The organism is Arthrobacter sp. S2(2024) (assembly GCF_036662515.1).
In the GTDB taxonomy this organism is placed as follows: domain Bacteria; phylum Actinomycetota; class Actinomycetes; order Actinomycetales; family Micrococcaceae; genus Arthrobacter.
The window spans coordinates 95,334-116,722 of sequence record NZ_JAYKZI010000010.1 but is presented as its reverse complement, the minus strand read 5'-3'; the positions used below and the strand labels follow the sequence as shown (position 1 = coordinate 116,722).

Below are 21,389 nucleotides of genomic sequence, written 5' to 3'. Positions count from 1 at the left end.
TCCTTCCATCACTTTTCTTGGTTACAGGACTTTCCATCCGGCCGACTGTCCAGGGAGGCCAGGGCGAGAACTGAGGCAACGATGCAGAGGGCAATGTTCATAGTGTCTCCTGTGGCCGACTCGAAAGAACGCTGGGTGAATCGGTCACCGGATCCCTCAGATCGCAGGTTCACGCTGGCAATGCTCAGCTCCGAAGGATGGGACCAAGCGCTGGATACGGCACCGGATCACGTGGCTTTGGTTCGCTCCCTGGCCTTCGACCCGCCCATCAAGGCCCAGAAACAGCAACTCCGAGCCATAAGCCAGCGCATCAAGAGGTGGTTGATCCTGAGGAACGCTGCCTCCGCTTACCCTGCCCACCCCTGATCAGTTGCGGGTTGCACAGGAAAGTGGGCCGCAGGCATGCCCACGGCCCACTTTGTTGACGCCTTGGGATCAGGGCGCCGCTTCCGGGTGCAGCTCCACTGCTGCCGTGAGGATGCCCTCCCAGGTGGTTTCGTTGAACTCAATGATGTTCCCGTCTGGGTCCTTGAGATAAACGAATCTTGCAGGGTCGCTGCTCCATGTGCCGGGATCGTGGACGCGCTGCCCACCAGCGGCCTCAGCGCGAACCAGAGCATCGTCCATGTTGTCTACGTGCAGGGCAAAATGCATGAACGAGGCTTGGGTCTGCGGGACACCGATTGTTGTGTTGGGTTCTGGAATGAACTGGAATAGTTCTATCCCAAACCCGTCGGGCAGTTCGATGTAGGCGATGACGTATTCGGTGTCCTTGACGCCGAAGAAGATCTCGGTCAGCTGAGGGTTGTTCGAGTAAGGGCGCAGGACCTCCTTCCCTCCAAGGGCCTCGACATAGAACTTCGTGGAGCGTGCGATGTCTGAGACCCGCACGGCCAAATGCTGGACAGTCGCCATCAGAGCGCTCCTCTGGCGCCGTGTTCGTCCAGGCCAGAGGCTTGCACGGGTGCTTGGTTCGGAAGATGTCCATTGACCATCGTGTTGGTACCTTTCTCCATGTTCGCCAAGATCGGCTTCGTTTCATGATGCGGCCCCCGTCCGGGGCCCCGCTTGCCTTCCCGGGCCAAAGGGCCGTATCGGTTTTGGCTGGTGAGGGCAAGCGGCATGGGCGCCGACAGAGTTGACTGGGTCACACTTTCCGATGCTCGGCACGAGGCCGGACGAGATGGAGCCCAGAGAAGGGAACCGACGATGACGTCGAACCAGGCAATCAACAACAAAGTGGACCAGAGCCCTGCCGCCACCGCGCTCGTCCCGGACGGTCAGCTGCTGGAAGGCATCTCGCCCGACGAATTTCGGCTGGCTTTCCGCAACCATGCGGCCGGCGTGGCTATTATCACGGCCGACGCCGGGGACGGTCCAGTCGCCATGACGGCGACGTCCGTGTTCTCTGTCAGTGCGACGCCGCCGTTGCTGGTGTTCTCGGTGTCGTCGCTGTCTTCCGCGACGCCGACCATCCTGCGGTCCCCATCGCTAGTGGTCCACCTGCTTGACACGACGAATATTGCCTTGGCACGCCTCTGCTCCACGAGTGGGGTGGACCGGTTCGCCGATCAGGATTCCTGGGATGTCCTGCCGACGGGGGAGCCATACTTCGTGGAGCCGCCTGTGCGTATCCGGGGCGAGGTGGTGAATACCTATGAGGCCGGCATGTCACGCCTGGTGGTGGTCAACGTTACGCACGCCACATCGCCCGGGGCCGACGTCGAAACCCTCAACGCACCTCTGGTCTACCACAGCCGTAAGTGGCTGGCCCTGGACCGGACGGCCACCCTCGCCTGACCACTACGTGGGTCTTCCGGGTGTCATGACTCAAAAGCTCGCTAGTTTCCATCCCGAGGGTCCCGTCGGGGCGCCTCAATACCAGATACAACGTGCACTGACATGACAAAGGAGTCGTGAAGATTATGCAGGACAAAGAAATTGTTGTGTTGGACGAATCCAGGTCGGCGGCGAGTGGGCTCACAGAAGCCGCGCCGCCCGCACTCAGCGTCCGCGACGGAGCGGCTGTGCCGCAGGAACCGGTCTCGGGCCTGTGGATGGCCCTGTACACCTTGGCGAACATTGGTTACTGGCTTGCCGTTATCACTCCTGGAGTGATAGCGCTTCCGCTCAAGGTGACCAGCCTGGTGGGTTCGGAACAGGCTCCTGCTGCATTGGGGATCGTTGCAGCTGCGGGACCGGCCATTGCGCTGATCGCCACCCCGGTTTTCGGCAGGCTCAGTGACCGCACCACCTCACGGCTCGGGCGTCGTCGGCCCTACCTGCTCCTCAATCCGCTCATTGGCGTGGTGGGGGCTGTGATGGGTGGCCTGGCACCGAACATCGCAGTTCTGGCCGTCGGGTACGGGCTGTTGGCGATCGGTTTCACCGGTTCGTTCGGCGCGCTGGCGCCTGTGGTGGCAGACCGTGTCCCTGTCAATCAGCGTGGCCTCGTCTCCGGCCTGATCGGCATCAGCGTTCCCGTGGGGCTCGTCGGCGGAACCTTTGTGGTGCAGTACATCGCCACGGACCCGCTGTTGCCGCTGGCTGTTCCGGCAGCTATGGGCGCCATCCTGATAATCGTGTTCGGCGTCTATATGAAGGATGCACGGCTGGCACCGGAGTCCCGGCCGGCGGCGTCATGGCGGAGCCTGCCCGCAACCTTCTGGGTCAATCCGCGCCGCTATCCTGATTTCGCCTGGGCATGGTGGGGAAGGGCCCTGCTCCTCCTTGCTTATGCCCTCCTGACTCTGTACCAGACCTTCTTCCTCATTGACCGGCTGGGCATCCCGGCCTCTGAAGTGGCCAACTATGTGTTCCTGTCCATGCTCGTCCTGTCTGTGACCATGGTGGCCTCTAGCATCATCGGCGGACGCCTCAGCGATGTGATGGAACGCCGCAAGCCATTCATCATCGGCTCCGCCGTGATCTACGGCGCCGCCGTCCTGGTGATCGCGACATCCACCACCTTCACCCAGTTCCTGATTGGAATAGCCATTACCGGGTTGGGCAACGGCGCCTACACCGCGGTGGATGCTGCCCTGGCCACCCAGGTACTCCCCAATCCGGATGACACGGCAAAGGACCTGGGCGTATTCAACATCGCCGCCACGTTCCCCAACGCTGCAGCGCCCGCCATCGCTCCGCTGATCCTTGCCATCGGCGGCGGAAACTACACCGTGCTCTTCGCCGTGGCCGGTGGCATTGCCATCATCAGCGCCCTGGCGATCGTCCCCATCAGAGGCGTCCGCTAGGCTCCCGCGCAGATCAGCCACGGGCTGAGCCGCACTCCTGGATTCCAATACACCTGTACACCAGAAAATCACCCGAGTGACGGGTTGATTGTCGAAAGGAAAAATTGTGACTGATCGAAACATTGTTGTTGTTGGGGGCACCAGCGGCATCGGCCTTGAACTGAGCCGCAGGATTGTGGCACGGGGAGACACGGTCATCCTGACCGGCCGCGACGCTACCCGGGCTAAAGATGTTGCAGCGTCCCTGGGGCCAAACGCCACCGGCATCAGTGTTGACCTGGCGTCGCCGCACACGATTGCTGAAAGTCTGGCCTCCGTAGGGGAAGTCCATGGATTAGTGCTCTCCGCCGTGGAACGCGACTCGAACACGGTCCGCGACTTCAGCATTGACAAGGCAAGCCGCCTGGCAACCCTGAAACTGGTGGGGTACCTGGAGACCATCCATGCCCTGATCGGGCGGATCGAGGAAACGGTGGATACGGGGATCGTGCTCATGGGCGGAATCGCCAGGTACCGCCCCTACCCCGGTTCGTTGACGGTATCCACCGTCAACGGTGGCGTTGAAGGGATGGCCACCGCCCTCGCCGCAGAGCTTGCTCCAGTCCGAGTGAACGTCCTCCACCCGGGCATCGTCGGCGACAGCCCATTCTGGGAAGACAAGACCGGCGCACTCGACGCCTACCGTTCGCGGACCCCTGGCGGTGAGCTCGCGACGGTAGAGGACGTGGTGGAATCAACCCTGTTCCTTCTGGACAACAAGGGCGTCTCAGGAACCACCCTCCACGTCAACCGCGCCACCCTGACCACGTGAGCCCCACCGTGGACAGTCACCTGCAGCAGCCGTCCGGTTGCCGCAGGACCCAACGATCTTTCAGGAGGACTCAATGAAGAGCACCGGCACCACCGGAACCAACGCCGTTGACTGGGAAGCCAGGGTGGACTTCGACCGGCTGCGCGATGAACGCCTGGGACGCCTCAAAGCAGAGCTGGCAGCATCCGAGCTGGGTGCGATCCTCGCCTTTGACTTCTCCAACATCCGGTACATGAGCTCCACACACATCGGGACGTGGGCGGTGGACAAGCTCATCCGCTTCTCCCTGCTCACCCGCAACACCGACCCGATTGTGTGGGACTTCGGTTCGGCAGCCAAGCACCACAAGCTTTACAACCCCTGGCTGGACACCACCACAGCCGAGATGGACGCCAACCCCGATGCACCGCACGAAGGCGCCAAACGGCCCCGCCTGGAAAGTGGGGCCCGGGCCGGCATCTCGACCCTCCGCGGCGCCTTTCCGCCGGATGCGCAGATGGCCGAAAAGGTAGCCAGGAAGATCAAGCGCGAGCTGGAGAAGTTCGGCCTGGCCAACGAACCGCTTGGTGTTGACGTGATCGAGTTGCCCATCCTGTTTGCTCTGCAGCAGGAGGGCATACAGGTGGTGGACGGCCAACAGGTATTCATGGAGGCGCGGCGGGTCAAGACCCACGACGAGATCCGCCTACTCACGCAGGCCGCCTCCATGGTGGACGCCGCCTATGAGGAGCTCTACCGGTTCCTCCGACCAGGGGTCCGCGAAAACGAGGCTGTGGGACTGGTGGCAAAGACCCTCTATGACCTGGGCTCCGAATACGTCGAAGGGGTGAACGCGATCTCCGGTGAGCGTTGCTCGCCGCACCCCCACGTGTTCTCCGACCGCCTGATCCGGCCGGGCGACCCGGCATTCTTTGACATCCTTCACAGCTACAACGGCTACCGCACCTGCTACTACCGCACATTCGCAGTGGGCTCGGCCAGTTCGGCGCAACGAGATGCCTACACCAGGGCACGTGAGTACATGGACAAGGCCATCGCCCTCGTGAAGCCAGGCGCCACCACTGCGGACATCGTGGCCGTGTGGCCCACAGCGCAGGAGTTCGGTTTCGAGAATGAGGAGGCCGCCTTCGCGCTGCAGTACGGACATGGTGTGGGGCTCTCGATCTGGGAGAAGCCAATTTTCTCGAGGCTGACCTCCCTGGACCACCCCGAGGTGCTGCAGGAAGGCAACGTCTTCGCCCTCGAAACCTATTGGCCATCCGCGGACGGGTGGGGCGCTGCCCGCATCGAGGAGGAAGTGGTGGTCACGGCCACGGGCTGCGAAGTCATCACAAAGTTCCCCGCGGAGGAACTGCTGGTGGCCGGAAAGCGGTACTACACCATTGGTGGCTCGCTCAACCTGGAGCGCGACTCGCAGTCGCACCTCAACACCACCTGGGGCCGGGGCCAGGCGTGACCACTCTGGGTTTCCTTGGCCTGGGTTCCATGGGATCCGGCATTGCCCGACGCCTTCTCGACGCCGGGCACGACGTGATCGTATGGAACCGCTCTCCGGATGCGGCTGACCAATTGGTGGCCGCGGGCGCCCGACGGGCCCAACAGCCCGCCGAGGCCTTCGCGGCCGAGGTGTCATTCTCCATGCTCGCCAATGACAAGGCTGTACTGTCCATCCTTGATGAGTCAGCCATCCGCTCACTGGCAGGCCGCACGCACGTGGTCATGGCCTCGATCAGTCCTTCGTTGGCAGACCGACTCGCCGCTGCCTTCGACTCGGCAGGGGCTACCTACGTGGCCGCACCGGTCCTCGGCCGTCCCGATGTGGCAGCGGCCGGCCAACTGAACATCCTGGCGGCCGGGCCGCCCACTGCATTGGACCAGGTCCAGCCCTATTTTGACGTCATGGGTAAGCGGACCTGGCAGATCGGCGACAGGCCATCGGTGGCAAATGCCGTCAAAGCCTCGGTGAACTACAACATCATCCATGCCCTGCAGGCCATCGGCGAGACGGTGGCCATGGTTGAGCGCCAAGGCGTGGATCCGGGACTCTTCACTGAGTTGCTGTCCAGCACACTTTTTGGCGGTGTCGTCTATACCGGCTATGGGGACCTAATCGCCCGGGGCAACTACACACCACCGGGGTTTCAGATGGCCCTGGGGCGGAAGGACCTGGGCCTTGCCGAGGAAGTGGCTGCCGCCAGCGGTTTGGCGCCCGCGACCCTGCCAGCGCTCAAAGCCGTCTTCGACCGCGCCCTCGCGGACCCTATTCTGAAGGAATCTGACTGGAGCGCCATAGCCGAAGTTTCGCGCCAAAACCTGCTGTAACACCGGAATCATCGATTTCCTTACTGAAAGAACCGACGTAATGAGCCTCGCTTTTGACCATGAAATCCTCGCCCAACGGGTACTTTTCGGAACAGGCACGGCCGCCGCCCGGCTAGCCAGCGAGGTGGCCCGGCTGGGCGCGTCCCGGGTCATGGTGATCGCGTCGAAAGCCGAATCCGAACTGGCCACATCCACCGCGTCAGGGATCGACGTCGCGCTGTGGCACCACGATGTGGTGATGCACGTTCCGGCCGCGACGGCGGAGAAGGCTCGGGCCGCGGCCTCCGAGTATGGGATCGACCTGGTTGTCTGCATCGGCGGCGGCTCGACGACGGGACTCGCCAAGGCGGTGGCCCTCACCACGGGATTGCCCATCATCGCTGTGCCCACCACCTACGCCGGGTCAGAGGCGACCAATGTCTGGGGGCTGACGGAGGAGTCCAGGAAAACAACTGGGATGGACCCGAAAGTCCTGCCCGTTGCCGTGATCTACGATCCAGCCCTGACCCTGTCCCTGCCGGGGGCAATGTCCATAGCCTCCGGACTCAACGGTCTGGCGCACTGCATCGACTCTTTATGGGCTCCGCGGGCCGACCCCATCAACGCTGCCCTGGCAGCTGAAGGCATCCGCGCCCTCGGCCAGGGGCTGCCGCGCATTGCCCGGGATTCCCATGACCTGGAAGGACGCGAGCAGGCACTGTACGGGGCGTACCTCTCCGCCGCCGCGTTCGCTTCCGCAGGATCCGGATTGCACCACAAGATCTGCCACGTCCTGGGCGGGACCTTCAACCTCCCGCACGCCCAGACGCATGCAACGGTCCTGCCCTACGTGCTAGCCTTCAACGCCCCGCACGCGCTGGGCGCAGCAGCAAGAATCGCTGCTGCGTTTGGCGTGTCCGGGACCGGCGCGGAGGATGCCCTGGCCGGGCTGCAGCACCTCCGCTCCCGCCTGGACGCCCCCAAGTCCCTTGCTGAGTATGGCTTCAGGGCTGACGGGATCGGACACGCCGTGCAGATCATCCTTCCGACCGTCCCGGCGTCCAATCCCCGTCCCGTCACGGCGGAGAACCTTACCGCCCTCCTTGAAGCTGCGCTGACCGGAGAACGCCCCGAAGCACTCCTCACGGCGTGACGGACCAGCACCCCACATTCCAAACTTCAGGAGGAACAATGTCTGAACCCACCGTCCAGCACCACAGCATCAGCCCCGAACAGGAGGCGGTGGAACAGGAACTTGTGGATACGGTCGTCGCGTCCTTTAAGAACACCGAGGATCCCCGGCTGCGGATGCTCATGCAGTCCTTGACCAGGCACCTTCATGACTTTGTCCGTGAGGTCAGGCTGACCGAGGACGAGTGGACCGCTGCGATCGGCTTCCTTACGGCCGCCGGCCATATCACCGATGACCGACGACAGGAATTCATCCTGCTCTCCGACGTCATGGGCCTGTCCATGCAGACGATTGCCATCAACAACCAGACCCACAGGAACGCCACCGAGGCCACCGTGTTCGGGCCGTTCTTCAGCCAGGATTCTCCGGAAATTCCGTTGGGAGGGGACATTGCCTGCGGCGCCCATGGCCAACCGTGCTGGGTTGAGGGCACGGTCAGGGATGTTTACGGCAATCCCGTCCCGCGGGCACGGGTGGAGGTATGGGAGGCAGATGAAGACGGCCTCTATGACGTCCAGTACGCCGACGGACGCACTGCGGGCCGGGCTCATCTCCATACCGATGCCCAGGGAGTGTACAGATTTTGGGGTCTGACGCCCACACCGTATCCGATCCCTCACGATGGACCGGTGGGTGAATTGCTGGCGGCCACCAACCGCTCGCCCTTACGCGCTTCGCACCTGCACTTCATGGTCACCGCACCGAACCTGCGCACGCTGGTCACCCATATATTCGTCCGGGGGGACCCCCAGATTGAAACCGGCGACTGCGTCTTTGGCGTCAAGGAATCCCTGATCAAGGAATTTGTTGAGCAGCCTGCCGATGCACCCACACCCGACGGGCGCCATCTCCAAGGCCAGACCTGGAGCAGGACGCGATTCGACATCACACTCGCGCCGGCGGCTGTCGGCTGACCTACGTGGGCGGTGGATGAGGGTCACAGATAACGCCGAGCGGCCGCCTTCATCGAAGAAGGCGGCCGCTCGGCCTTATCAAGCTGAGGCTCCGGGTTTTTTACTGTACTGCAGCACCTGGAATCAGGCTCGCTGGCAGGGATCCAACGGCTCGTGCCGGTGGTGGGGCCGGAACTCGTGCCGGTAGTGCAGCCCAATCCAGGGCGACGCCATGAGCCCGTCGATGTCCGCTCCCGGCAGGGGCGGCGCGGGCGTTTCGAGTGCGTGGTGCGCCTCCGTCACGCTGGATCGGATTGCTGTGGGAAGGGTGTTGCCTGGTTGTATGCGGTGCTTGAGCATGTCCTTCTCTTTCTTCTAGGTAGCGGAGGCAGCTGCCCGCCGCCAGCGCGTTCCAGGCGTAGCGGCGGGAGGCACCTGGTACGGCCGTGGGGTCGTTACTGCGGCGGGAGGTTGAAGTGGGCCTGGGCGAGCATCTGGCCGATGTGGGGGCGGTGTTCGGCTGTCTGGGCGCGGGACATCTGGGTGGCCAGGAAGTAGTCCTGCAGGGGAACTCCCTTCTGGGAGACGGAGGATCCTACGGAGCGGAAGAGGAGTTCCGTAGCTTCGTGGGCCAGCCGTGAGGCGGCGTACAGCATGTTGCCCAGGGCCAACCAGTCTTCAGTGGCGGCGGGTTTGCCGTTCGCCCCTTGTTCTCCGAGGTGGCCGTAGTCGCGTGCCGCGGTGAGGACCACTGCCTGGGCGGCGTCGATGATGCCGCGGGCTTCACCGTAGATGACCTGGGTTTCGGGGTGCTTGTAGCGTTCGATCTGCGGGGGGTAAAGCCGCTTTTTGGTAAGGATGGTTTCCTCGAACGCGTCCAGCGCTGCACGGGCCGCGCCCACCTGCACGCAGGCCAGGGAAGCGGCGTAGAGGGGCTGGATGTTGCCCACGTAGAGGGGGTTCTCGGTGGAAGCGGTCCCGTGGGTCCCCTGCGGGTAGTTGGCTGTGCCCCAGTCGAAAGGGGAGGTTCTGGCAGCGGGGACGAATACCTCGGTCAATTCAACAGTGTTGGATCCGCTGGCGCCCAGGGCCATCGTCATGTGGGCCCCCCAGTCGTCGCGGACAATGTAGTCCTCTCGGGGCAGCAGGGCCACGATCATCGCCATTTCACCGCTCTCAGTGGTGGTCACTGCGGTGACCATGGCGTGCGTCGAATGGGCCACTCCCGAGGAGTACGGCCATACGCCCGTCAGCAGGTAGCCGCCTTCCACGGGGGTGGCCATGCCGCGGGGGCTGGCCGAGTGAGGGGCGATGAAGAGCCCGTCCGAACCAAAGGCCTCCCGGACCACCTCTTCAGGGTAGTGGGCAACCAAGGGAATAGTGTGTCCCGTACCCAGGGTCAGGCACCAACCAATGCCGGGGTCTCCCCGGGAGATCTCCATCATCACCCGGTAATAAGTTTCCAGGCTGAATTCGTAGCCCCCGTACTGGCGGGGCTGAACCAGACGGTAGAAGCCGGCCTGGTCAAACGCCGCGTGGAGCTCGGCGGAATAAGCGCCCTCCTCGGCGGCTTTCAGCCGGTTTTCCCGCAGGACCGGTCGCATGGCCGCGGCACGGGCAATAACCTGGTCCGGTGTCAGATCCGGCTCCGGCACACGTAAACCGGCGAAGACAGCGGCTCCTTGATTCGACGTCATCGTCATTCCCTTCCATTCGGTTCCACCTCGTCCAGCCTCATGCCAGGCGAAGGAAAGTGTGACCCAGTCAACACCGCTCCACCACCTCGCCGCTTGCCCCCATCAGCCAAAACCAGCGCCAACCTTTGTCCTCCACAGGCAAGCGGCGGCGCTGCCCAACACGGCATCCTTAATAAGGCAGCTGCGGCGAATCGAGGCTCAACCAAACCAAAGGAAAAAGGCATGTCCACGATCGTCCATTTTGAGATTCACATCGATCCCGCCAAACTCGGCGAAGCCCCACGAGTGCTGCGTGAAACCTTGGCGGCAACCCGCGCCTGGCCAGGCAATGAGGGACTGGAAGTTTTGACGGACAACGCCGATCCCTGCCACATCGTGGTGGTCGAGAAATGGTCCAGCACGCAGGCGCATGACAGCTACTCCGAATGGCGCTCTAAACCGGCTGGCAAAAATGACCTGGGTACCATCCTGGCCGCCCCGCCAGCCCTACAGCGCTACTCCAACATCATTCACCTAGGCATCTAGGAGCCAACGATGAAAAGCGAAACCGCGCGGTGGCCCGGTGACAACCGGTCCAATATGGCACCCTCCCACAAATTCGCTCGGTGCTGTCATGAGAAAAATTGAGAAGCAAAAGCTTCGAAACTGCGACTACTACAGTTTCATGTCGCTGGCGGACTTCATGGCATGGGTAGATGCGGACGAATTCGGCGAACCACGAGTGACCCACGTGTGAACGATGCTGATTCGCTCAAGAATCCTCTGCCGAATGCCAGTTCGCCCCGACCCGGGGTATGTCGCCTCCTTGATGAGACAGCTCCGACGACTTCGTAGCCAAAGAAGCGATGACAAGTTCTGCCGGTACAGCCGTCAGGTGGTGTAGGCGCTACTGCGATGGAGCCGGGGCGATATGCGCGAACCACTTCGATTCACATGCGGATATCCAGCAGCCGATCATTCCGGGCGAACACTCCCCTTAATCTGCCAGCAGGCCCAGCCGCCGGCAGTGCCACTCTCTAATACGCAGTATTCCTTCGGTTGGGTGGAGGTGAATTCAGGTGAAGAACATCAAACTCGTTTACGAGCGGCGCAGACAGTGGGAACAGACCCACCCTAAGCCGGAACCCAAGAAAGCCTGATGTCCAAAGTGTATTAAGCGCGGGGTTTCCGACCGTGACCCCTACGGCAGGACCCACTGCCCGCTCAGTCCCCATGTCGAGGGTCGAAAACCTGTGCCGTTTCCTCGATGGCGAACCCTCGCCGGTCGTAGGCAGGTCCTCGATGCGGCTCTTTCAGCCAAGAATCTCGTGTGGTGTTCGGCGAAGTTCTACCGCCAGCGGACGCACGGTCATATACGGCCGCTACTTCCGCGAAGGGATCATCCGTGCTGGAAAGGAAGGGAACGACGTCGACACCGACCTCCCCGCGTCGGCGTATGCCCCATTTCGGGCATGGTCGGGCCTTGATGCCAGAGGCGCATCAGGCCGGCGCGGATGCCACCGAACTCTCGATCATGGATTTTTCGCGAGACCACCCTGGCCGTGGCCTGTACCGCGGGCGCAAGTAGTATGTTCCGCGGTGTCGCGTACGGATACTGTCCGTCGATAGGCGACGTCCGTTGCCTCCTTGGACGACAACCGCTCGATCAGGACGGCCTCGGGCAGGTCCTGGGCCCGTCACAGACCACGATCAGGCAGTCCTGGATGCCGCGGTTCTGGATCTCGGACAGGACCCGCAGTCAGTACTTTGCCCCTTCCCCGTCGCTGTGCTCGCCGGCGCACAGCCCGAGGATCTCGCTGGTGCCCTCGGAGATTACCGCCAGCGCGACGTAGATCGGCCGTTCCGAAACCTGCCCCCGCGGACCTTCACGTTCACCGCATCGATGAGGACCACAGGGTATAGCTGAGGTCTTATCGATGCTGGCAGAGTGGACTTAGTAGACAAGCCGATCAGCCGCCGATACCTGACTCAGGATGACCGGATCGAAATCGCAGACCGCCTCGCCGCCGGTGAGCCAGTAAAAGCGATCGCCGCTCGGATCGGGAAAGCTATCAGAGCGTCTACCGGGAGATCTCGCAACCGCTTGGCCAAGCGGCCGCTACTAACCCCGGTACGCCCACGGCCAAGCCCATCAACGTTGGCTCAGGACCAGAGAACGCTGCCTCGCTCTGGATAGGGTGCTCCGGGACGTTGTAGCCGGAAAGCTTGATAACCATTGGTCACCCACCCAAATCAGCCGCTTGCTCAAACGCCGCTGGCCCAAACGCAGCTCCTGGCATGTCTGCACCAGACCATCTACGAAGCCGTCAACCGTGGTCTCATCGCCGCGCAGGACAGCTTCACACTTCGCACGGGCCGAACGTGCCGCCATAAACGTGGTCGCGGCAGGACCCGTGTGGGGGCGTTGAAGCAGCCCACCAACCTGAAGCCGATTAGCCCACGCCCCGCACTCGTCGAGACTCGCACCCGGCATAGGGCCGTTTTCAACAACGCAGCGAGCCGCCGTATGCGAGGCCCGCACGTACGGGGGTGTGACAGGAGGGCCGGGAAACCCGGCCCTCCTACTCGGTTTTACGCCTTTCCAGGAACTGCACTGCGGCGAACAGTTCGAGGCGGTCGCGCATGCCGTCCAGGTTCAGGCCAAGGATCCTGCCGGCGGCGTCTATCCTGTTGCGCAGGGTATGCCGGTGGACGCCCAGCCGTCTGGCGGTCTTGTCCCAGACGCAGTTGTTGGCAAACCATTCGCGGACGGTCTCCAGCAGTTCAGTCTGCTCGGCGGCGTCGTGGGCAATCAATGGCTGGAGCAGCCCGCGGGCCACCGGCCCTGCCTTCTCTTCGAGCAGCAATCCCAGCATCCCGCCGTCGGACAGTTCTGGAAATGTGACGACGGCGCGGCCCAACTCCGCGGCACGGAGCACCGCCCGAGTGGCTTCCTCGAGCGCATCCGCCAGGCCACTCATGGCGGTTTCGGCCGAGACACCGCACACTGCACCGTGGCGTTCAAGCAGTACCAGGACCTTGTCGTGGTGGGCCCGTGCCGCGAGGACTATCAGCAGGTCACCGCGCACAGCGTAGAACACCGCGCCGCGGTAATCGTCGGATAGGAGTTCCAGGGCCTCGAGCAGGTTCGGCGCAGGACTCTCCTGGCGTGAGGCCGTCACCAGCAGCGGCTCCCGCGGCAGCTGGCCCCACACTTGCCGCGCCGTCCGAATGGCCACGTCGGTGCTGCCCGCCAGCAGCTGTTCAAAGACGCCGGCGCGGAGGTGCCTGCGGGCAGTATCCAGGGTGCGTGCCTGTTCCAGGGCCAGGCTGGCCAGGCCGATGACGCTGTTGACGATGTCCGCCCTCGCGGGATCCAGGGGTTCGATGGCGCCCAAAACCAGTGCTCCCCGAAGGCTGCCCTTACGGCCGAGTGTCTGCAATGTCACTGACTGGCCCTCGATGTCCAGGAGTGAGGCCGAACGCGTGCCAAGGTCCAGTGCGTCCCGTACGCGCTGGCTCACGTGGGCGGCGATGTTTGCGGGAACGGGGCGGTTCCGCGGCATCCGGACGTAGTTTCCTGCGGCGTCGTACAGGGCCACCCAACTGTGAAGTTGCCGTTCGAGTTCGCCCAGGATGGAGGTCAGGCCGTCCGGCCGGAGGGCTGCGCGGGAAATGGCACGTTGCGCCTGCAGGGACCACTCTGCCCTGGCGTGCTCCTCCCTCGCGAGGTAGTCCGCCACCATGCGGATGATGGCGATGAACGGTGTGCGGTCCGGTACCTCCAACAGGGGCAGGCCCTGATTCCGGCACGCCTCCTCAAGTCCGGGCGGCAACGTCCCGTGGATGACCTGCGTCGCGAAGCCGAGGCCCACGATTCCATGGTCCACCAGCCGTCGCACATACTCCTCATACCGCCGGCCGTTCGGCACTTTCCGCGGCGGGCCCCCGGGGGCCTGTTCCGCCGTCGTCGTTCCTGCCGCACCACCACCCACGCCGGCAACGGGGAACTGCGTGCCATCGGTGAGCAGCAGCTGGCCCGGGTCCAGGAACGGAGTGGGGTCCTCAAGGTCAGAGCTGTGCACCCAGCTGACCGGTTCTTCCAGCTGTGCGGCGCCAAGGTCGGGCACAACGAGTCGAAGCTTCAGCGACCGGCTGCGGAGGAGGATGTTCAGGCTGGGTGGCATCGGGGACCCCAAGATGTGAAAACGTCGAACAGCACTGAATTGATTGTACAAACGTCTACGGCGCCGCGAGGCCTTTAGGTCGGATGATGAAGGAACTTCCCCATCCATCCACTGAGAGGAACCGTCATGCTCGCCAGCCCGGCAATCCTGGACACAGCAATCGATAACGCAGGCCCCAGCAACGCCGACGTCGTTGCCCTGGACCGGGCGAACGTCTTCCATTCCTGGTCTGCGCAAAAGTCCCTCAACCCCCTGGCGATCGCCGGCGGCTCCGGCAGCACCGTGTGGGACCACGACGGCAACACCTTCCTGGACTTCTCCAGCCAGTTGGTCAACACCAACATCGGCCACCAGCACCCCAAAGTGATCGCCGCCATCGCCCAGCAGGCAACAAGCCTGGCAACCGTGGCCCCGGCACACGCCAACCACGTCCGGGCGACGGCAGCGGCCAAGATCCTCTCCCACGCCCCCGCCACCATGGACAAGGTGTTCTTCACCAACGGCGGCGCAGACGCGAACGAGAACGCCATACGCATGGCCCGCCTGCACACCGGCCGCGACAAAGTCATCTCCTGCTACCGCTCCTACCACGGCAATACCGGCGCCGCGATTGCGGCAACGGGGGACTGGCGCCGCATCCCCAACGAATACTCCCGCGGCCACATCCACGTCTTCGGCCCCTACCTCTACCGCTCGGAATTCTGGGCAGAAACCCCTGAGCAGGAAACCGAACGGGCACTGCACCACCTGCGCCGGGTGCTCCAGGCCGAAGGACCCCAGTCGGTCGCAGCTGTCCTCCTCGAAACCGTCCCCGGTACCGCCGGCATCCTTGTCCCCACGCCCGGGTACCTCCAAGGGGTGCGGGCCCTGTGCGACGAATACGGCATCATGATGATCCTCGACGAGGTCATGGCCGGCTTCGGCCGCACCGGCGACTGGTTCGCCTTTGACGCCTTTGACGTGACACCGGACCTGATCACCTTCGCCAAAGGCGTCAACTCCGGCTACATCCCGGTGGGCGGCGTCATCATCTCCGGCGATATTGCAGCCACTTTCGACGCATGCGTCTTCCCGGGCGGCTTGACCTATTCAGGCCACCCGATCGCCGCGGCGTCCATCGTCGCCTCCATCGAAGCCTTCGAAGAAGAAGACATTGTTGGCAACGCCGCACGCATTGGCCGCGACCACCTGGAGCCGGGCCTCCAGGCACTTGCAGAAAAGCACGATGTCATTGGCGACGTCCGCGGCCGCGGGGTTTTCTGGGCGCTCGAACTCGTGCAGGACCGCAGCACCCGCACGCCGGTCACCGCCGATTACATGGGCCGCCTTAAGGCCGAACTGTTTGGCCGCGGACTGCTGCCATTCATCGCTGAAAACCGCATCCACGTGGTCCCGCCCGCCGTCGTCACGGCCGAAGAAGTGGCCCAGGCACTTGCCATCTACAACCAAGCCCTTTCCGCCGTCAGCATCTAGGCTGGCCTGCTTCCAGTTGACGTTGAATCGCCGCTCGGCTGAGGCCCGGCGGCGATTTACTCGTCTGTGGCACAGTCGCTTTTCGGGCCTTAGCTGCACAGAGTCAGGAGATTGGTTACATCGTAAATATGTGAAGACCTCTAAGGTTGGCGGTTACCACCCACAGCCAACGACTACGGGGTCTTCATGTACCACCGTAATGCCCGACTGGAGGGGTTCTGCTGGCCGTCGCCTGCCCGGTGCTTCGCAGGATGCGTGAACCGTGCTAGGTGTACTGCGCCACTAGGTTGGTGGCATCCGGGTGATGGGTGTGGTTCGGGACTGCCCCCGGTTTTGTTGACTCCTTGACCTAGCGAGCTGGTGCTCGTGGAAGGATGTTGACCATGCCCACGGCTTATGGGGCGGAGTTCCGCCAGGATGTTATTGATGTGGCCCGCAAGGGCGAGGCGCCGCTGGCGCAGATTGCGAAGGATTTTGGGCTGTCGGTCACGACGCTCAAGCGCTGGATTGCCATCGCGGAACGTAAGGAGTCCGGGGCCGGCCCAGTGGCGGCGGAGTCGGCCGAGGTGCGGGAGTTGAAGAAGCGCAACCGCTTGTTGGAGCAGGAGAAGGAGATTCTGCGCCGGGCTGCTGCTTATTTGGCGAGGGACATCAACCCAAAATGATCTACCCGCTGGTCACGGATCTTGCCGCCGAGGGTGTTCCCGTGGCGGTGACCTGCAGGGTGTTGGGATTCAGCAAGCAAGGCTATTACCGGTGGAGGGCCAGCCCGGTGACGGAACGGGATTGGATCGATGCGCATTTGGTCAACGCTGCCGTGGACATCCACGACGACGACCCGGCCTTCGGATACCGTTTCATCGCCGACGAACTCCCCGAGAAAGGCATTACGGCGGGCGAGAACAGGGTCCAGCGCTTGTGCCGGGACCATGGCATCTGGTCCGTGTTTTCCAAGAAGCGGGGCCTGAACCGGAAGCCCGGGCCGCCTGTTCACGACGACCTGGTGGAGCGGGACTTCACCGCCGCGGCACCGAACGAGCTGTGGCTGACCGACATCACCGAGCACCCTACCGCTGAGGGAAAGCTGTACCTCTGCGCGGTCAAGGACGTCTATTCCGGGAGGATCGTCGGGTACTCGATGGACTCGCGGATGAAATCCTCGTTGGCGGTGGCCGCACTGGAGAACGCGGTGCGCTCACGCCGCCCGGCCGGAACGGTGGTGCATTCGGATCGTGGATCCCAGGCCGGTCCCGCCGCTTCGTCGAATCGCTCCGACACCACGGGCTCGCAGGGTCGATGGGCCGGGGGCGCGCGGACAACGCCGCAATGGAATCGTTCTTCTCGCTGCTGCAAAAGAACGTTCTGGACCGTCAGCGGTGGAACACCAGGAAGGAACTGCGCCTCGCCATCACGACCTGGATCGAAAGGACCTACCACCGCCGGCGACGGCAAAGACGGCTGGGAAAACTCACGCCAATCGAATATGAAACAATCAACCGGACCGCGCTCACAGCGGCCTAAGACCCCGAGTCAACAAAAGCCGGGGCAGTCCCCAATGACGCTGCCTGGTCTCGACGGGGACGACCCTGAGCGTGCGGCCAAGACTCTCGACGATCAAGCCGCAGCGGTCATAGACGTCATCACTCGACTCGGGGTCTACGGGGGATCAGTCGGCGACTATCGTCGCTCACAGTGGGGCTAACGCCCCCGTCAGCCTCGTCCTTGACCGCCACCCTGAGCTTGTCCACCGAGTGGTGTGGGTCGACTCCGGCCCTGTGGCGGCGGGAAGCGTCTTCGCCCCGGACACCCCGGAGGGATTGGAGGAGCTTCCGCTGCCGTCCTTCGACGTCCTCGCACAGCAGGCGAGCCTCGAAGGCCTGTGCGCAGAGGTCCTCGGGCGTTTTCGGGCCAGGGCCGTCCCTGGGCCCGGCCCCGTGCTTCGTCAGCCCGTCGAGCTCACGAACGATGCCCGCCGCAAGGTCCAGACCACCCTGGTGTGCTGCTCGATCCCGAGCGCGTAGGTGCTGGAGCTGGCCCGAGCAGGCCATGCCATGTTTGCCGAAGTCGCGAACCTCGAACATCTCGATGTCATCGACCTCCCCACGGGGCATTGGCCTATGTGGAGCCGTCCCCGCGACCTTGCCAAGGCCATTCACTCAGCGGCTTCTCGAACCAACTGAACTGAACGTACATAGCTCGAACGCGGAGGCCGGGACCGAGCCACCCCGGCCGACCCTGACTCGACCGGCCTCCGCGGCGAATCGCGCTCTGACAGACGCACGCATCTCGGCCATCGAGTTCGTCAAACGGCCTCGATACTGTCGGACCGCCCTCCCGCCCTCCTCGCTCTCCCGATCTGACTCGCCCGCCTACGCTCACCTGCCCGGGGTGGGGCCAGCTTCAGATGCCCTCCTGGGGCCAGAAATATTTGACACGATCACGTTGAAGACCAATGCTCGGGAAAGTCACGTTAGTGATTGGGCTTCCTTGAATTGGCATGCAATTCTGTTCTTGAGCATGTCGATTCTGTTGCGACCAGAGGTTTTACGTCATTGTTTTCCAACACGGCTTGTCGACGTGGATGTCACACGTTTCATTCCTCGCGGCCAGGTGTCGGTAGACAGTTGTCCGACGCATCTGGCTGAAATAGACAACCAACCTGCACCAAGGCTTCAGTAGAGTTGTGTCTCATGACGGTGACTGGATCGATGGTGAGCAGACTTATAGTCCTTCGCGGCAACTCGGCAGCCGGTAAGAGCACAGTCTCACAGCTGGTGCGGGAAAAAGTTGGTCCCGGTCTCGCCGTCATTGAGCAGGACCACGTCCGCCGCACGGTCCTCTCCGAGCAGGACCGAACGGACTCGGTCAACATTGGACTGATTGACACCATGGCGAGGTTTTGCCTTGATTCCGGCTTCGATGTTCTGATTGAAGGGATCCTGGACAGCGACAGATACGGGACCATGCTGCGGCAGCTCACCCAAGATCACCGAGGAATCGCCGGACATTACTACCTGGACGTGCCCCTGGCCGTCACCCTCGTTCGTCACAAAACCCGCGCCAAAGCAACCGAATTTGACGCCACAAAAATGCAAAGCTGGTATCGCCCGCGGGACGTACTACCAGGCCTCGCCCAAAAAGTCATCGATCAGACCCTCACCGCTGAAGAGATCGCTCAGATGATCTTTGAAGATCTGGGATCACCTGATGGCCGGTCACGGCCAGCGACCGCAATATAAGGGGCGAAAACAGCCGTAGGTCCCCTTTTTCACTGATGCTGTGTCAGGTCACCTTCCCCACAAGAGAAGACCCCGAGACAGTCAACGAACGAACCAGGGCGGGCCACCGTTATCGCGCAAGATCGGCTCAGTGTGACTTTTCCGAGGATTGGGTCCTCAGGCCCCTTTCCGCGCCCGGGCTAACCGTTGGCCTGTTTGAGTATTCGTTGGGCTTGAGGGCGGGGCTCGCCGGTGGGTGAGACATACCTGTAGAGGGTCTGTCGGGAGGCGCCGAGTTCTTTGGCGAGTTTCCCGATGTGAGTCTCGGACTGGCCCATGGCAGACATCGCGAGACGGATCTTCGCCGGCGTCATCGTGAAGGGTCGCCCACATCACGTCCTACCCCTACCCGCCGGCCGGGACCAAAACAGTCGGAAACGGCAAGCCCCCAGGACGCACCATGAAACAACCCACAACCGTCACCGAAGTCCTGATACAAGAAATGTCACCGATCTCCTGATACAAAACCGTCACCTATGTCCCGAGACATCACAGTTTTTGTCCGGCCAAAGGGGTGTGCACATTGTGCACACCTTCTTGCACGGGCGGCTTTCGGCCTGCATTTCGGTCCCTTGCTCATGGTTGTGCCTTCACCAGTACATGCAGTTCTCTGTTCCGGGTGACATGACGTTGCGGCCCACATTTTAGGTTCTTGTGGGACGTCTCTGTCATCGGGCACCTCTCATGGCATATCTATTGCCCGTGCACGATCCGTTGACAAAGTGAAGGTGTGTGGGATCCGGACTCTTCTTCCGGGTGTGGTTTGTCCACGGTGGGACGCACAATTTTCGAACTCGAGGTTAGCATTTTCCTCCCATACATCCAGTCAGTGCTGTAACCGCTGAGAAAGGCGTCCGGCGCCGGTAGATCAGGCGGCGGTTGCCCGTTCGAGGCGCGGCTTTGCGGCAGTAGTCCGCTGTCACTTCTCCTTTGGCCCCGACTGTAGAGACGAAAGTCCGTTCCGCGTTGTCGTCGATGAGGGTGGTACCTCGGGGTTCAGATGCGGCCTAGCCTGTCGATGTCATCGAGGAAATCGTTGACTGTTTTTTCGCTTGATGTTGCCCGCGTTTGGGCGATGGCTTCGAGGTAGTTCCGTGTTTGCAGGGCAGGCTCGCCCCTACCGGCAGGTGTGCCGTAGACAGCCTCTTCCAAGGCCCGCTGGGATGCCTTTCGTGCGGCGAATTCGATGTCGGCCGGAGAGAAACGTTCGGTGCTTTTGGCCAGCACGTCGATATCGACGTGCTGATTTACGCTGTCTGGAATGTAGCGTTCCCAGATAGCCTTGCGGGCGTCGAGATCCGGCAGTCCAATGGGGATGACATAGTCGAAACGCCCGTGGCGAAGGAATGCCTGGTCCAGAGATCGTATGAAGTTCGTGGCGCAAATGAGCAGCCTGCCGTCCTTAGCGCGGAAGGCCGGTATGGTCTTCAACAGTTCGTTGGTAACGCCCTGAAGGGGTGATGGCGGCCCGCCAGTTCGTTGGGCTGCGATTTCCTCGACTTCGTCGATGAAGACGACGGCGTGTTCGAGGTGGGCTATGTCCAGGAATGTCTGGCGGAGTGCCGCGGCCAGTCCGCTGGGATCTGTGGCGAGACGGGATGGAAAGACTTCAACGAAGGGCCACCCGAGTCGTGAGGCGACGGCTTTGGCAAAGGTTGTTTTCCCGGTTCCCGGGGGGCCAAACAGTACCACCGAGCGCGGGGGTTCGACACCGAGGGACTTGGCGAGGTCTGCCTTCGCAAGAGGCAAAACGAGCCTGCGTTCGATGAGCTCTTTCTCGCGTTGCATTCCTCCCATGTCGTCCCACAAGCCTCGTGGGGATGCTGATCCGCCGAGCCTTCCCAGGGTTTGTAATTCCTTGGGTTGCACGGGGACGCTGCGTTCGAAATACACGAGTTCTTCCTGCGGTCCGAAACCGCTGTTGTGGAATGCCTGAACTCGTGTTTCAGTGGCCGGCAGCAGCGCGGATATCTTGACAACTTCAGTTTCAGCGAGGCTCTCCTCCAGAGTGGAGATCAGCGAACTGCCAAGTCCCTGGTTCCGCCACTGTGGGGCTTGGGCGAGCATGAGGATCCATGCACGGTCTACTTGGATCCTTGAGACTGCGGCTCCGACGAGCTCGGTGCCGACAAAGGCGCCGATGCTGTTGCCGTCACTGGCTGCGGCCATGATGTCAGAGATGCTGTAAACCGAGTGGAGGTGTCCGTCTCTGGAGGAATGCCAGAGTTTTATCAGCTGGTCCAAATCTTCGTGTTGAAGTTCTCGTAAGCGCCATGCGTGCACGGAGTTGTCCTTTTGAGTGTTGAAGCAGTGGAAGCGCGCAA

The 21,389-nt window shown here is 62.6% G+C and carries 18 protein-coding genes and 2 pseudogenes; 14 read left to right on the top strand and 6 right to left on the bottom strand.

The genetic code is table 11. The annotated features are described in order from the left end of the window. Positions 1-435: 435 nt before the first annotated feature. Positions 436-915, bottom strand: a complete 480-nt coding sequence (locus VLA65_RS17245; RefSeq protein ID WP_223937319.1) for a VOC family protein — start codon at positions 913-915, stop codon at positions 436-438. A 294-nt stretch (positions 916-1,209) separates the two neighbouring features. Between VLA65_RS17245 and VLA65_RS17240 the strand changes: the two genes are divergently transcribed. The 7 genes from VLA65_RS17240 to VLA65_RS17210 all read left to right on the top strand — a co-directional run bounded on the left by VLA65_RS17240 (position 1,210) and on the right by VLA65_RS17210 (position 8,472). Next, positions 1,210-1,800 carry a flavin reductase family protein gene (locus tag VLA65_RS17240; protein WP_332603220.1) on the top strand — a complete coding sequence of 197 codons (591 nt, stop codon included), beginning with the start codon at positions 1,210-1,212 and terminating at the stop codon, positions 1,798-1,800. 125 nt (positions 1,801-1,925) lie between these two features. After that, a complete protein-coding gene (locus VLA65_RS17235; protein ID WP_332603234.1) occupies positions 1,926-3,254 on the top strand; it encodes an MFS transporter in 1,329 nt (442 codons plus the stop codon). A gap of 106 nt (positions 3,255-3,360) precedes the next feature. After that, positions 3,361-4,065 (top strand): SDR family NAD(P)-dependent oxidoreductase, encoded by a 705-nt coding sequence (locus VLA65_RS17230; RefSeq protein ID WP_332603219.1) that lies wholly within the window; start codon positions 3,361-3,363, stop codon positions 4,063-4,065. A 73-nt stretch (positions 4,066-4,138) separates the two neighbouring features. Next, positions 4,139-5,521, top strand: a complete 1,383-nt coding sequence (locus VLA65_RS17225) for a M24 family metallopeptidase (protein ID WP_332603218.1) — start codon at positions 4,139-4,141, stop codon at positions 5,519-5,521. Further along, entirely contained in the window at positions 5,518-6,387 is an 870-nt protein-coding gene (locus VLA65_RS17220) for an NAD(P)-dependent oxidoreductase (protein ID WP_332603217.1), read from the top strand. The genes VLA65_RS17225 and VLA65_RS17220 overlap by 4 nt, the downstream gene beginning before the upstream one ends. A gap of 40 nt (positions 6,388-6,427) precedes the next feature. Beyond that, a complete protein-coding gene (locus VLA65_RS17215) occupies positions 6,428-7,519 on the top strand; it encodes a maleylacetate reductase (protein WP_332603216.1) in 1,092 nt (363 codons plus the stop codon). A 38-nt stretch (positions 7,520-7,557) separates the two neighbouring features. After that, on the top strand, positions 7,558-8,472 hold the full coding sequence (locus VLA65_RS17210) for a dioxygenase family protein (protein WP_332603215.1): 915 nt from the start codon (positions 7,558-7,560) through the stop codon (positions 8,470-8,472). Between the two features lie 123 nt (positions 8,473-8,595). On the opposite strand, the gene VLA65_RS17205 is transcribed toward VLA65_RS17210, so the two are convergent. Together VLA65_RS17205 and VLA65_RS17200 are read right to left on the bottom strand one after the other, a co-directional pair. Next, on the bottom strand, positions 8,596-8,811 hold the full coding sequence (locus tag VLA65_RS17205) for a hypothetical protein (protein WP_332603214.1): 216 nt from the start codon (positions 8,809-8,811) through the stop codon (positions 8,596-8,598). A gap of 95 nt (positions 8,812-8,906) precedes the next feature. Further along, positions 8,907-10,148, bottom strand: a complete 1,242-nt coding sequence (locus VLA65_RS17200; RefSeq protein WP_332603213.1) for an acyl-CoA dehydrogenase family protein — start codon at positions 10,146-10,148, stop codon at positions 8,907-8,909. Positions 10,149-10,370: 222 nt separating this feature from the next. On the opposite strand from VLA65_RS17200, the gene VLA65_RS17195 reads away from it, so the two are divergent. The 3 genes from VLA65_RS17195 (at position 10,371) to VLA65_RS22025 (ending at position 12,324) form a co-directional block, all read left to right on the top strand. Further along, entirely contained in the window at positions 10,371-10,673 is a 303-nt protein-coding gene (locus VLA65_RS17195; RefSeq protein ID WP_332603212.1) for a putative quinol monooxygenase, read from the top strand. 88 nt (positions 10,674-10,761) lie between these two features. Beyond that, complete coding sequence (locus tag VLA65_RS17190; RefSeq protein WP_332603211.1) at positions 10,762-10,884, top strand: hypothetical protein; 123 nt, start codon at positions 10,762-10,764, stop codon at positions 10,882-10,884. A gap of 1,191 nt (positions 10,885-12,075) precedes the next feature. Continuing rightward, positions 12,076-12,324 carry a helix-turn-helix domain-containing protein gene (locus VLA65_RS22025; RefSeq protein ID WP_442880319.1) on the top strand — a complete coding sequence of 83 codons (249 nt, stop codon included), beginning with the start codon at positions 12,076-12,078 and terminating at the stop codon, positions 12,322-12,324. A gap of 385 nt (positions 12,325-12,709) precedes the next feature. On the opposite strand, the gene VLA65_RS17185 is transcribed toward VLA65_RS22025, so the two are convergent. Beyond that, positions 12,710-14,314: a PucR family transcriptional regulator gene (locus tag VLA65_RS17185; RefSeq protein WP_332603210.1), complete on the bottom strand. Its 1,605-nt coding sequence runs from the start codon at positions 14,312-14,314 to the stop codon at positions 12,710-12,712. Positions 14,315-14,440: 126 nt separating this feature from the next. Here VLA65_RS17185 and VLA65_RS17180 point away from each other — a divergent pair, with 126 nt between their 5' ends. From VLA65_RS17180 to VLA65_RS17165, 4 genes and pseudogenes are all read left to right on the top strand, one after another. Then, a complete protein-coding gene (locus VLA65_RS17180) occupies positions 14,441-15,787 on the top strand; it encodes an aspartate aminotransferase family protein (protein WP_332603209.1) in 1,347 nt (448 codons plus the stop codon). A 383-nt stretch (positions 15,788-16,170) separates the two neighbouring features. Continuing rightward, positions 16,171-17,308: pseudogene (locus VLA65_RS17175) on the top strand (IS3 family transposase). A 34-nt stretch (positions 17,309-17,342) separates the two neighbouring features. After that, a pseudogene (locus VLA65_RS17170) lies at positions 17,343-17,967 on the top strand (alpha/beta fold hydrolase); the annotation flags it as partial. 531 nt (positions 17,968-18,498) lie between these two features. Beyond that, a complete protein-coding gene (locus tag VLA65_RS17165; RefSeq protein WP_332603208.1) occupies positions 18,499-19,026 on the top strand; it encodes an AAA family ATPase in 528 nt (175 codons plus the stop codon). 179 nt (positions 19,027-19,205) lie between these two features. Here VLA65_RS17165 and VLA65_RS17160 read toward each other — a convergent pair whose 3' ends face one another. Next, positions 19,206-19,379: a helix-turn-helix domain-containing protein gene (locus VLA65_RS17160; protein WP_332603207.1), complete on the bottom strand. Its 174-nt coding sequence runs from the start codon at positions 19,377-19,379 to the stop codon at positions 19,206-19,208. Between the two features lie 682 nt (positions 19,380-20,061). After that, positions 20,062-21,348, bottom strand: a complete 1,287-nt coding sequence (locus VLA65_RS17150) for an ATP-binding protein (RefSeq protein WP_332603206.1) — start codon at positions 21,346-21,348, stop codon at positions 20,062-20,064. Positions 21,349-21,389: the final 41 nt, after the last annotated feature.

Bases quoted from the DNA above. Each gene is read 5' to 3' on its own strand.
- VLA65_RS17190 (WP_332603211.1), top strand. From the start codon at position 10,762: ATGAGAAAAATTGAGAAGCAAAAGCTTCGAAACTGCGACTACTACAGT.
- VLA65_RS17240 (WP_332603220.1), top strand. From the start codon at position 1,210: ATGACGTCGAACCAGGCAATCAACAACAAAGTGGACCAGAGCCCTGCC.
- VLA65_RS17185 (WP_332603210.1), bottom strand. From the start codon at position 14,314: ATGCCACCCAGCCTGAACATCCTCCTCCGCAGCCGGTCGCTGAAGCTT.
- VLA65_RS17180 (WP_332603209.1), top strand. From the start codon at position 14,441: ATGCTCGCCAGCCCGGCAATCCTGGACACAGCAATCGATAACGCAGGC.
- VLA65_RS17200 (WP_332603213.1), bottom strand. From the start codon at position 10,148: ATGACGTCGAATCAAGGAGCCGCTGTCTTCGCCGGTTTACGTGTGCCG.
- VLA65_RS17235 (WP_332603234.1), top strand. From the start codon at position 1,926: ATGCAGGACAAAGAAATTGTTGTGTTGGACGAATCCAGGTCGGCGGCG.
- VLA65_RS17160 (WP_332603207.1), bottom strand. From the start codon at position 19,379: ATGACGCCGGCGAAGATCCGTCTCGCGATGTCTGCCATGGGCCAGTCC.
- VLA65_RS17195 (WP_332603212.1), top strand. From the start codon at position 10,371: ATGTCCACGATCGTCCATTTTGAGATTCACATCGATCCCGCCAAACTC.
- VLA65_RS17225 (WP_332603218.1), top strand. From the start codon at position 4,139: ATGAAGAGCACCGGCACCACCGGAACCAACGCCGTTGACTGGGAAGCC.
- VLA65_RS17245 (WP_223937319.1), bottom strand. From the start codon at position 915: ATGGCGACTGTCCAGCATTTGGCCGTGCGGGTCTCAGACATCGCACGC.
- VLA65_RS17205 (WP_332603214.1), bottom strand. From the start codon at position 8,811: ATGCTCAAGCACCGCATACAACCAGGCAACACCCTTCCCACAGCAATC.
- VLA65_RS17215 (WP_332603216.1), top strand. From the start codon at position 6,428: ATGAGCCTCGCTTTTGACCATGAAATCCTCGCCCAACGGGTACTTTTC.
- VLA65_RS17210 (WP_332603215.1), top strand. From the start codon at position 7,558: ATGTCTGAACCCACCGTCCAGCACCACAGCATCAGCCCCGAACAGGAG.